Below are 9,384 nucleotides of genomic sequence, written 5' to 3'. Positions count from 1 at the left end.
TTGAGCCAGTCCCCGCAGGCAGGCTTCTGGAAGTGTTATGGACGCATGCGCTACAAAGGGCTCAGCTTCAATCACAAGCGAGTCTACCGAGTTTACTGCCGAATGGGCTTGAACCTAAAGCGGCGCCAAAAACGAGTTTTATCTAAGCGAGCAGCGAAACCGTTGGAGGTGGTGATAGAGCCGAATCACCAGTGGGCACTGGACTTCATGCATGACACGCTGTACTGCGGGAAGCGATTTCGCACCCTGAATGTTGAAGATGAAGCCACACGGGAATGCCTGGCTATCGAAGTGGATACATCTCTCCCGGCTGGACGAGTAGTGCGAACTCTAGAACACCTAAAAGAGGAGCGAGGTTTGCCTAAACAACTTCGCGTTGACAATGGCCCAGAACGTATCTCTGCACAACTGACCGACTGGTGCGAAACACATGATGTTGAGCTGGTCTATATCGAACCCGGCAAGCCTCAGCAAAACGGCTTTGTGGAACGTTTCAACGGTACATTCCGTCGAGAGTTTCTGAATGCTTATCTATTCGAGTCTCTTGAGCAAGTACGAGACATGGCGTGGATCTGGATGCTTGATTACAACGAAGAACGGACACACGAAAGCTTAGGAAATATTCCGCCGGCTGAATACCGACGGAGACTGGAAATCTCTAGTTATTCGTTGTCTCGTTAACGGGGAAGTGGACATGTCAGGTTGGATACAAACTAGTGCACTTTATGTTCACAGAGCGCCTCCCCACAGGCAAATATTGCCGGTGGGGAGCGCTTTAATGCTGATTTGTTGAATGGAGCCAGTAGCTAGACTGATCTACATAACTTTAACTTTAAATTTGTTTGCACTCAACAAAAGCGGCATCAACTCAGGTGACTGGGATAAAGTGCGCGAATAATGACTGAGCCTTGCTCCGCCGCGCGCAGCTACAGACGATAAAGCGTTACCAGCTCCTCTGACAGCTTTGCCCACTAAAGGCAAACCTGCTGTGGCTAGCGACGCCCCAAAACCAAACAGATTGCTTCTTCGCTCACGAGCGGAGTCACTTGTGAATGCCTGTATACCATAGGGGATGCTTTGCACAAGCCCACCCGCCACCAAGCTTCCACCACCTGTGAACGGCGCTGCTGCCAATGTACCAAGCATGATTACTGGTTTGGCAATTTCTGTTGCCAGCGTGGTATTCCATTCTGCATTTGAGTAGATCAAAGCATCTCCGTTGTATTTATCGGCTGTGCGCCTGCGAGCAATCATCGCCGACGTCAATTCCTCATTCTCATTAGAGGTAAATCGCCTCAGAGTGAAGTCGTCAATGCCTTGAACTTTACGGATCTCAGTGTCAACACCGTTGTTGAACACACCATCTTGTCGAGACCATTGGTTGAAATATGGTTTCAGCATGTTCTGGCTATTAGCCTGTCGCAGCCATACGTTCAACTCTTCTTCGCTATTAAATGCCTGAGTGCTATGTCCACTGAACCCAGACCGTTGAAAGCCTTGCAAAACTGAACGACCGGTGCCGTCACGATACAGAACAAGGTCTGCTGCATCAGCCCCACTCACAGACCGCAAGCTAAGCAGCGATCTCGTCACATTGCCACCTGGTTCCTGAGCACGGCGGATCATGTCAATATGATCGTCGGTCACACGACCTAGTCCAAGCTGTCGAGCTTTCTCCGCCTCATAGACCGGATAGTTCTGGTAGTTCTTTCTAAGCCGCTGTAGCGTATTTGGATCTTCGTAGAACTCATTCATCATCTCGGTCTGAGTCGATTGCAGATCGAGGCGACCATCGTTGATGTATCTGAGGATCTTTCTGCCATCCTCTTCTGTCGTGACTGAGCCATTCATTCTGTCGTTCCGCTGTAAGCCTTTCAACTCTAGGCCTCTATAATGATTTCTATTTAGAAGAAATTCAGACAGGTTCATTGTCTCTGAGTGTGTTACTTGCTTATATTTGAGCGCGCCAGCACTACCCGGACCACCACCCAACACACCATCAGGTACCTGTGTATTGTGCGTGAACGTTATTGTGTAGTCTCTATGTGCCAAGTCCATTTTATCCATTTCTCGGCTTATAGCATTGGCGACGGTCGGCGCCTTAAGCTGTAGTTCGGAGTTTTCCTTCACCTGAGCAAGGACTTTCTCAGGTCCGCCCATTCGAGCAAAAAATGTTCCCGCCCTGTCTTCTTTCCATCTTTTTTCTGGATAAGGTTCATTTTCGTCGTAAGTAGAAACAGTTCCACTAATGGGGTTGAAACGATCGAGTGGGTGGTTATTGGTGGTATATGTGGCTATTCCATACCTTGTCTTGCCATTGCTCTCAATCGGATATCCTGTTATTAACAGGGTGTTATTTCTATCTTTTTCATCTTTCAGCTCTCTCGCAATCCTTCCCTGTAAAAGCGTTTTACCATGTTTCTCTATGGCCTCAGGATTTTCTTTCAGCCCACCGAGGGCATTTAAAAATTGAGTCGGATTGCTAAGAGGGCTTTTTCGAATGGTCATATTCGCCACATCAAAGGATGAACGATTAGTCGATCCAACTTGTCCTCCGCTACTACCTGTTCCGCTGTTGTCGCCCGGTGAGGTTGAACGGATGGAGCCACCTACATTACCACCGCCAGCACCGCCAGCACCGCCGCCTACAGCACCACCGCTAGCGCCGCCTCCATCGTTGTCTCTGTTAGACGGATAGCCTCCTCTGTAATTTGGCGCGCTTGATGGTAAAGAACTTGAATCTGATCCATCTTCGGCAATATTAGTAATTCTCTCCATCAGTGCCGCTACGTTAGTGGATCTGTCGATTGCTTGAAGCAGCGCCTGAAAATTACGTTCTTGTAAATCTTGCGTTCTCTCGGGAGCCCCATATCCTCTATGGATTGGTATTGGCCACTTAAGTTCATGGGCAATTCTTTGAGCCAAAATTTCAGTGGGTCCGTGGCTATTTTCATCGTCCGCCCCCCAAGGGTCCGAGGAACCCGTAACATGGTGAATAACTTCATGAATTAACGCTTCTTGCCACCATGGGTATTCAGTAGTATTAATATTGGGGCTACGCCGATATTTACGACTGGAGTACCAGTAGGAGTCTCTCGGGCTTCATGACTTGCAAATAGAGGAACCTGATTAGCGTTAGAATCTCTGATATCATCGGCGAAAACTTCTGCTACAGAATCGAACTCACTCCCTCGCACAGGGTTAATTTCATACTCATTGGTAAATCGAATCTGACCCAAACTTCTATTGTTATTTAAACCATACACCACAGTATTTTGGAATGTTGGGGAATTAAATAGTGCATCTATCAGTGTAAATTCAATAGCTGCTGCAGTATGATGATCTACTATACTCCCTTGACTAGCAATAACATTTCCCGTTATTGCATTGGAAAGTCCAGCCCTATGAGCGGGCGTTAGTTGCTGACTTGCTCCTCTATTTAAAACATAGTATGCAAACTCATCACTATGAGAATCAGGTCTTTGTAATGGCCTTCCTGAATTACTATGCTCACCAGGACCGTCTAACGACCTTCTTGACCTTCCCGACCTTGGTGGGATTGGCTGTGTTTTGACTTTCTCGGCAATCTTATCTCCTTGATATGATTGTACTTCGACGAGTTTTTCAGCCATCGCATGATTTCTTCTCGCTTTCAGTGGTTTGGCTTTTTGACCTCTACCAGTATTTTCAGCATTACTATGATCGCGTTCATCTACTGGCTTTCGTGTAGTATTTGTTGTTTTGGTTACATCCATCATATACTTACTCCGAGCATTAACATTGCAATAGATATTGCTAGTGTAAATAATGCTCGATGAGACAATTATGTAGAATTTAATAATATACAATAAGATGCTTATACAGTAAGTTGCATTAAACTTCCGAAATGGTTTTAAGTGATTGATCTGTCTTGATAGTCTCCCAGAAAGACTGGTGATTATTCCTGTTAGAAAGCAGGCTCATCACCACGCTTCCCGCTTTGCTAGTTAGCTGGAACCGATGTCGTTTCTCCTTCTGATACCAACTTCCAGCCATGAGCATGGCGCTCCGCCTCCCATAATGAACGGTAAAGTCCGCTACTATTTTCTATGAGATCTCTATGGTTACCACGCTCAATAATTGTGCCGTTTTCAAGCACCACAATCTGATCAGCATGAACAATAGTACTGAGACGATGAGCAATCATAATCACCGTTTTACCTTTGATAAGCGTGCTGAGAGCTTGTTGAATCTCATACTCGTTTTCCGGATCAAGGGACGCCGTTGCCTCATCCAATAACACAATTGGCGCGTCTTTTAGTACCGCTCTGGCAATAGATAAACGCTGTTTTTCACCACCTGACAACGATGCACCGGCTTCACCCACCACGGTATCCAACCCATCAGGCAACTGAGAAATAAAGTCCCAACGACAAGTGGCTTTGCATACTCTCTCTACTTGCTCCCAATCGGGGTCTGTCATACCCAGCGTCAGGTTATTAAAAATCGTGTCCTGAAACAGGTAAACATCCTGAAACACCAAGCTAATGTGGTCTGCAAGGCATTCCGCCGTCAGTTTTTCAACTGGTGTATCACCGATTCTCACTTGCCCACTTGTTGTATCCCAGAATCGAGCAATTAAGCTCGTTATCGTTGTCTTACCGCTACCAGAAGGACCAACCAATGCAGTCAGTGTGCCGGGCTCACAGCGAAAACTCACTGAACGCAACACGGGCTTCTCGGCGTATGTGAAACTCACATTATCGAATTCAATGCTGGGTTCAAGCGTCTCCACCCAGTGTCCCTCTGGTAATTCTGGTGCGGTTAGGACCTCTTCAATACGATTCGCTGACTGCTGCATAAAATTGTACTCTGCAAGGAACATCGCCATGGCAACGAGCGGCCTGAAGAATCGGCTGGAAACAATCAAAAATAACACAGCGACATGTGGTTGCAACTCCCCACCGACATACAAATACACAAGCGCCAGTAACATGGTCGCGAAACCCAGCTCTACAAGTGTGATAAAACTGAGGGGAGCAACACCCGCCACAAACTCGTGTTTCAAACTCATTTTCTGAATGTCTTTCAACTGGTCATCCAGCTTTGAGAAACGTTTGCCCGCAAGGTTATAGGCTTTCAACAGCTTGATAGAAAGAATGTATTCCATCAACGAGCCTGTCATTTCTGCCACTTTGTCGAGCAACCTTCTGCTCAACACAGCACCCACTTTTTTAAGCACAACAAACACCACGATTGCCAGTGGTAAACCAATACACATAGCGATACTCAAGCGCCAATCTTCGATTGTCAGCCCAATTACAACCAGTGTGACCAAACTGAAAGTGACAATGAGTTGAGAGAACAAGTGTGAATAGATTTGCTCTGTAAAAGTGACATCTTGCAACATGGTCGCGTTTATTCGGCCGGGATCCACTTTTAATAAGTACCCCATGGGTACTTTCTTCAGTTTTGAAGCCAGATTTCGCCGAATATCAAGCCCCGCGTCGTAGCCAAGGCTATGGTTATTTATCATGACGTGACGGGCGACCACCACACGGGCAACAAACAGCGCCGTCATGATGCCGCAACACGTCCATACGTAAGAGAGATCTGGGACAGTTGTAAACATCTCTTTTATGATCAGATAGACAAAAACAAACGGCACGCCCACAAGCAAGGCCTCCACAAACCCCCACATGATGTTTTGAGCCAGTCCTTCATTTTGCTTTCCGGTGAGCACTCGCATCTTCTTAAGCATCGACAGACTCCTTTTCCCTTGTTGACAAATTCCATTCACGAGACGCTTGGTGCGATTGCCACATATTCTGGTAAACCGAGCATGTTTCAATCAGTGATTCATGAGTGCCGTGACCAACCAGAGCCCCCTCGTTCATCACGAGAATGGAGTCAGCATTAACGATGGTAGATAAACGGTGGGCAATCACAATCACCGTTTTATCTTTTATTAATGAGGATAAAGCCGATTGAATAAGGGCTTGATTGTTTGCGTCAGCATAAGCGGTTGCTTCATCCAGAATCAGGATCGGGGCATCCTTCAGCATCGCACGAGCAATGGCTAAACGCTGTTTTTCACCGCCGCTGAGAAAAGTACCTTCACCCAGCATTGTCTGATACCCGTCAGGCAAAGCCATAATATAATCATGTGCCTGAGCTGCTTTGGCGGCATTAATCACAGCCTCTTCTGAAGCGCCACTTCCCATCGCGATATTATCATGTACCGTTTGACTCAAAATGATGCTCTCTTGGAAAACGTACGCGGTATTCTCCATCAGGTAGGCGGTAGACAGTGAAGTGATGGGTTTATTACCGATGGAAATTTCACCTTGGTCAATATCCCAAAATCTCGCTACCAGCATCGCCAGTGTCGATTTTCCCGAGCCCGACGGACCAACAATCGCATTCAATGTGCCTGGCTTGAGGGAGAAGGACACATCGTTGAGCGCCAGATGTGAGTCATCGCCGTAGCGAAAACTGACGCTCTTAAAGGTGACACCAAACTCTGAAAGGGTCTCGCTGCTATCAGGCTCAGACAAGGGCGTTCTGCTGATTAACGCCTGAAGCCTATTTACCCCCTTCGAATATCTGATTGAGGTACCCGGTGAACATGGTCAGGTTATACAAAGACTCCATCATGCCTACACCCAGCAAAATACATAATGTGAAGCTGGCGATATCAAGAGTACCTTGTGACCAGAAGTAAACACCAAGAGGAAGCAGCACCACTAACCCGCTGTCCAGCAGTGTCTTGAAGGCAGCAAATGGCCATCCCGCATCTCGGGTCCACTGTTCAACAATGTTGTGATAAGCATTCAGGCTGGAGGTAAACAGTTTATGTGGCCTGCCACCTGCGTTAAATGCTCGAATTACAGGCATCGCACGAACGTATTCGGTAATGCTGGTGTTCAGACTTTCCAGAGACTCATGGTAACGACGCGATTTTTCCTCAAACCCCTTGTACATTGCCATTTGACTTAATATCGCCAGAGGTATTGGAATTAAAGCGACCAGCGCCATTCGAACATCGATAAACATCAGAAACAGAAAAACGGCAAATGGCGTGATCAGTGATGTCACAAAGTCAGAAATATGGTGGGCAACAAACAACTCAACCCGATCAATATCCTCAGATAAGATTTTTTTGATTTCACCCGAGCTTTTCTGACTAAAAAATCCCATCGGCAGTCTTGCCATATGACCAAGAGCCAACGTACGAATTTTATATTGAATCGCAAACGCTGATTTGTGAGAGAGCATAATCGCGATAAAAAGCAACGCATAACGAGCGACCATAAAACCAACCGCTAACGCCGCCCACTGCCAAACCTGTGACGTATCGAACTCCGGGCTAAGGAGTTGCTCGAGGACGAGATAAGCAAAATAGAAAGGGGCGAGCGAACATAGGGCACTTGCAGCCGACAATGTCACCGACAATATAAGTTTAATTTTGTGCTCTGCTGAGACGTCAAACAGCCATCGTAAGCTTGTTATTGATTCCTTATTCATTAGGTTCCCTCTTTTTACAGATGAAACCGATTTTGAAGGACAAATGAATAAGAACTACTCAAGGAGGGATAAAATTCACTCAGCCATGTTTATGAAGGGTAATGAAAGACTTTCTAACGACACATGATAAAGAAATCGCACTCAAACTCGTGTCTAGCGTAAATCGAAGAATCCGAGTGCTGAAATACACTCGGATTTTGACTGCGCTATTCGTTTTCCACAATAGTCATATTCGCTTGGGCACTATTGGCCGCTATCTTTAAACCTGATGAGCGGGAAGTTCTTTCTGCTCATAGGCGTCCGCAAAACCATGGTTCCGGTCACGATGCCCCGCCTCATCTTCACGAATTCGCAAGACAACATCTCTCAGCTTTGCGTTTGCTGGCAACCCATAATAGTTGATCGCGAGTTCAGGGGCATTGACGTTTTCCACTTCGCCGTTATCGATTTTCTCGAGGTATTCGGTGTAACTTACGCAAGCCTCCTCCTCAAAGTAACCGACGACGCGATGCGCAATCTTAGATGAAGACAGATAAATTAAGCTGTAAACAAGAATAAAGATACCTTGCCCGAACAAAACTAAAAGGCGTTCAACCCAAGTTGGTTTTGCAATATCTAAGAAGATCATCAGGTGCATACGCTCATTTTCTGCCTCATTCAGCAGTTCTCGAATCCAACCTTCGTCATCTTTCATTCGACGCAACGCTTTGAGGTGGTTAAACATCCCCGCCACCATGCCTGGTACTGCGGCGATGGTTTCAAGAATGACCGCTCGCTTTGCGTACCTTTTACCATAGAAAATATTCAATACGAACTTGAGCATTTTAGTTATTTTCAGTGCGATATGCTCTGATACCTTTGAGGCTTTCTTGTGAGATAAGTTGAAGTCTGACATTGGAAACTCCATTACTGCTTAAAGATGTATTAATAATACATCTTAAAAATTTAGCTTCAACTCTTTTTAAGTGATTAAAAGTAATATTAATTTTTCGTGTGATATGAGCCGAAAAAAAGCCGGATAGAATCCGGCTTTTACTACGAATAGCAGATTGCTGCGTTTCTTGGCCAATGTGATTACTCGGTAAAGTTTTTAGTTTACCGCTTACTTGTTGCAAATCTTCGAGTCAAAATTAGTGGTGTTTTTTCGCCCAACTTTCTTTTGCATAGCCTGTCACTGTATCTTCGAGAACAGCTTCAGCACCTGCCGTACCGATGAGGATATGCACCATTCAACAACCGATCACAAAGCAACACATCAATTTTACTTACTGGTGACGTATTTTAGCAGTTCCACCACCTGCTCTGGTGTCTCGGCCCAAGCCATTGCGGCACCATCAACTTCTTTGAGAGGGTGGATCAGTGAATCGTCGTGTAGGGTGATAAATGGCTTACCAAGCGCAGCGAGCATGCCAGCGTCAAATGCGGCATTCCATTGACGATATTTATCGCCAAAACGCACAATACCGATATCGCATTGTTTGATAAGTGTTGAGGTGCGAATGGCGTTAACTTTTGCTGACTGATGATCGCGCCAAAAACCTGATTCGTTCTCTCTCAATACATCACCAGCCGCATCACTGGCATCATGATCTGTATTTGCTGAGTGGAACACGATGCTGAGTCCCTGTTGTTCAGCACCATCAATGATGCGCTGACGCCAATCAGTGTGAATTTCTCCACTAAGGTATACATTCCAAATCATTACTCGCTTCCTTTCTATGTTTTCACTCATGATTTATTAGGCTGATAACGGGTGAGCAGTCGTTATTAGCCTTCTTCAAAACTCAAACAGTTTCATTGTATACAATGTGTTTAATTTTTGCGCACACTCTTTAGCCAGAATAATACAGCGCAATAATAGGCATTCAGACAACCAAG

General features: G+C 45.9%; 7 protein-coding genes and 1 pseudogene. 1 reads left to right on the top strand and 7 read right to left on the bottom strand.

Annotated features, from left to right (window positions below; genetic code table 11):
* On the top strand, positions 1-681 hold a 681-nt coding region (locus tag CS022_RS05975; RefSeq protein ID WP_129121523.1), incomplete at its 5' end, for an IS3 family transposase.
* 135 nt (positions 682-816) lie between these two features.
* Here CS022_RS05975 and CS022_RS05970 read toward each other — a convergent pair.
* The 7 genes and pseudogenes from CS022_RS05970 to CS022_RS05950 form a co-directional block, all read right to left on the bottom strand.
* Positions 817-2,778 (bottom strand): hypothetical protein, encoded by a 1,962-nt coding sequence (locus CS022_RS05970; protein WP_235869290.1) that lies wholly within the window; start codon positions 2,776-2,778, stop codon positions 817-819.
* Between the two features lie 27 nt (positions 2,779-2,805).
* Positions 2,806-3,632: pseudogene (locus CS022_RS25995) on the bottom strand (M85 family metallopeptidase); the annotation flags it as partial.
* Positions 3,633-3,982: 350 nt separating this feature from the next.
* Positions 3,983-5,740 carry an ABC transporter ATP-binding protein gene (locus CS022_RS05965; RefSeq protein WP_129121522.1) on the bottom strand — a complete coding sequence of 586 codons (1,758 nt, stop codon included), beginning with the start codon at positions 5,738-5,740 and terminating at the stop codon, positions 3,983-3,985.
* Positions 5,733-6,536, bottom strand: coding sequence for an ABC transporter ATP-binding protein (locus CS022_RS25260; RefSeq protein ID WP_201746223.1), 804 nt, complete (start codon positions 6,534-6,536; stop codon positions 5,733-5,735). Before CS022_RS25260 ends, CS022_RS05965 begins: the two co-directional genes overlap by 8 nt.
* Positions 6,537-6,564: 28 nt before the next feature.
* Positions 6,565-7,506, bottom strand: coding sequence for an ABC transporter transmembrane domain-containing protein (locus tag CS022_RS25255; protein ID WP_201746222.1), 942 nt, complete (start codon positions 7,504-7,506; stop codon positions 6,565-6,567).
* Positions 7,507-7,765: 259 nt separating this feature from the next.
* Positions 7,766-8,401, bottom strand: coding sequence for an alternative oxidase (locus CS022_RS05955; RefSeq protein WP_129121521.1), 636 nt, complete (start codon positions 8,399-8,401; stop codon positions 7,766-7,768).
* 366 nt (positions 8,402-8,767) lie between these two features.
* Positions 8,768-9,208 (bottom strand): YtoQ family protein, encoded by a 441-nt coding sequence (locus CS022_RS05950; RefSeq protein WP_129121520.1) that lies wholly within the window; start codon positions 9,206-9,208, stop codon positions 8,768-8,770.
* Positions 9,209-9,384: the final 176 nt, after the last annotated feature.

The sequence above is a fragment of the Veronia nyctiphanis genome, from assembly GCF_004116385.1.
GTDB classification, from domain to species: domain Bacteria; phylum Pseudomonadota; class Gammaproteobacteria; order Enterobacterales; family Vibrionaceae; genus Veronia; species Veronia nyctiphanis.
Note: the sequence above shows the minus strand (reverse complement) of the source record. Positions and strands in the feature narration are given on the sequence as shown.